At 68.8% G+C, this 2,699-nt stretch carries 2 protein-coding genes; one reads left to right on the top strand and one right to left on the bottom strand.

Annotated features, from left to right (window positions below; translation table 11 throughout):
• Positions 1-40: 40 nt before the first annotated feature.
• Positions 41-1,225 carry an IS110 family transposase gene (locus VF468_12950; protein HEX5879204.1) on the bottom strand — a complete coding sequence of 395 codons (1,185 nt, stop codon included), beginning with the start codon at positions 1,223-1,225 and terminating at the stop codon, positions 41-43.
• A 547-nt stretch (positions 1,226-1,772) separates the two neighbouring features.
• Here VF468_12950 and VF468_12945 point away from each other — a divergent pair.
• On the top strand, positions 1,773-2,699 hold a 927-nt coding region (locus VF468_12945; GenBank protein ID HEX5879203.1), incomplete at its 3' end, for an IS110 family transposase.

Here is a 2,699-nt window from a genome sequence, read left to right as displayed (position 1 = left end):
GGATCGCGTCACCGCGCGACCGAGGATGCTCCTATGGATGTCAAGCGGCGGTTGGTTGTTGATTTGTGGTGGTGTTTGTGCTGGTCATGAGGGCTTTGTAGATCTCGCGGGCGAGGTAGCGTTTGAGGCAGCGCAGGATGTCTTTGTTGGTAAGTTGCTCTTCGGCACGGCGTTGTTTGTAGGCCTGGGTGCGGGGGTCGTGGCGCAGTCGGGAGCAGGCGGCGAGGTGCAGGGCGCGGTTGGCTTGGCGGTCGCCGCCGCGGGAGAGGCGGTGGCGGCGGGTTTTTCCGCTGGAGGCGGGCACGGGCGCGACCCCGCACAGCGCGGCGAAGCCGGCCTCGGTGGTGATCCGGTCGGGGTTGTCGCCGACGGTGATGATCAGCTGGGCGGCGGTTTCGCGTCCGACCCCGGGCAGCTTGAGCAGTTGTGGTGCGGCGCGCTCGACGAGGGCGCCGATCGTCTTGTCGAGTGCGGTGATCTGGCTGGTGAGATGCTGGTAGCGGTGCGCGAGGCTGGCCAGCGCGAGCCGGACCCCGATCTCGGGGTCGGCGGGGTCGCCGGCGGTGTCCAGCTCGGCGCAGGCGGTGATCAACGTGGCCTTCGAGAGTCCGTCGAGGTGTTCGCGTAGTCCGGTGGGGGCGGTGACGAGCATGTTGCGAAGGGTGTTGATGGTCGCGGTGCGGGCCTTGACCGCGCCGGCGCGGGTGGTGTGCAGCACGCGGATGGACTCGCTGATCCCGGTGCCGAGTTTGGGTGTGGCGGTGGCTCGTTGGGCCAGCACGGCGTCGGCGGCGGCGTAGGCGTCGAGCGGGTCGGACTTGCCCTTGTCGCGGCGCTGGCGCCGGTCGGGGCGGTTCACCTCGAGCACCGTCACACCCGCGGTGTGCAGGTGGCGGGTCAGGCCCGCACCGTAGGAGTTGGTGCCCTCGACCCCGACCGCGAACAGCCGCCCGAACCCGCCCAGCCATGCCAGCATCGCGCGGTACCCGGCCGCGGTCGCGGGGAACTCCTTGTCGGCAACGCGCATGCCGTGGGTGGTGATCACCGCCGCGTGGTGGGTGCGCGAGTGCGTGTCCACGCCGCCGACGATGGTGCGCACGTCGTTCTTCTTCGACTTCGCCTTCTTCGACATGCGCTTCGTCGGCGCGCCCGCGTTCTTGGTGTTCTTGCTGGTGGTGCCCTTTCCCGTGGTGGTGGTCTGCCTCGCGCGTGGTTTCTGTGCCATTGTGGATTTGTCGCCTTTCCGTGTGAACAGAGACGGGCGGCACTCGCCGGGCGGGCCGGGCGGACAAACCAGTGATGAGCTGTACGCAAGCTCCTATCAAGTCACGTCCGGCCCCCCGGAGAGCACCTGTAGACGCCCCAACCCGAGCTGGACAAATCCTCAGCAAGACAACACGGTCCGGGGACCCCAAGAGTCACAGCCCGGGCCGGTGACGCCTACCCCTCTATTCTCACTGGGACCCCTCGTGTGCGAAATCGTACGTGTGGGGGCCCCTAATGGGAATTAGCGGGATTGCTACTCGCGAGAGGGGCAGACTCGCTACCTGGTGGCGGCTGGTGGGTGAACACTCTGGGCCCCTGGACCTCGAGTCTTGGACTGAGATCGTGTCCCCACTGGTTTGCCCGGGAGGTTGGATCGCTGATGGGATGTCGTGCCCGCTGCGCGCGTGTGGTGGCGTGAGCACTGATCCATTAGGGCGCGAGGGTCTCCCGGCACGCTGCTGATCGCCCCCTCTGGGGGACCGGCGCGGGGTGAAGGGAGACAAGTGGTGGCGTTGTTCGTGGGAGACGACTGGGCCGAGGATCATCACGACGTCGCGGTGATGGATGCCGCGGGCCGGGTGCTGGCCAAGGCGCGGCTGCCCGAGGGTGTGGCCGGGATGGCGCGGGTGCACGCGCTGATCGGCGCGCATGCGGGCAAGGACGAGCAGAACGAGGAGGTACTGGTCGGGATCGAAACCGAGCGTGGCGGGTGGGTGGCGGCGCTGCTGGCGGCCGGGTACACGGTGTATGCGGTCAACCCGCTGCAGGCCGCGCGGTATCGCGAGCGGCACAGCGTCTCCGGCGCCAAGAGCGACGTCGCCGATGCCCGGATGCTGGCCGACATGGTGCGCACCGACGCGCCGCGGCTGCGGGCGTTGGCGCCCGACACCGCGTTGGCCGAGGCGGTGAAGGTGCTCAGCCGCGCGCACAAGACGTTGATCTGGGAACGCACCCGCCACACCCAGCGGCTGCGGCATGCCCTGCTCGAGTACTTCCCCGCCGTGCTGGACGCCTTCGCCGACCTCGACGCACCGGACACGTTGGCGCTGTTGAGAATTGCCCCGGACCCGGTGGCTGCGGCGAAGTTGACCCGCAGCCAGATCCGAGCCGTGCTCAAAACCGCACGCCGCCGCAACCTCGACGCGAACACCACCCGCATCCAGGCGGTGCTGCGCGGGGAGTACCTGCGCCGCGACCCGATCGTGGTCACCGCCTACGCGGCCTCCACCCGGGCCTCGGCGGCGGTGCTGGCCGCCCTCAACACCCAGATCACGGAGTTGGAAGACCAGCTGCACGACCATTTTGGCCGACACCCGGACGCTGAGATCTACGCCAGCCAACCCGGCCTCGGCGTGATCCTCGCCGCCCGGGTTCTCGGCGAGTTCGGCGACGACCCACACCGCTACACCGACGCCAAGGCCCGCAAGAACTAC

Source organism: Actinomycetota bacterium, assembly GCA_036280995.1.
Classification (GTDB): domain Bacteria; phylum Actinomycetota; class CALGFH01; order CALGFH01; family CALGFH01; genus CALGFH01.
The sequence above is the reverse complement of the archived record's forward strand: the minus strand, read 5'-3'. Positions and strand labels throughout refer to the sequence as shown.

Excerpts from the sequence above, each read along its gene's own strand:
- VF468_12950 (HEX5879204.1), bottom strand. The coding sequence starts at position 1,225 with ATGGCACAGAAACCACGCGCGAGGCAGACCACCACCACGGGAAAGGGC.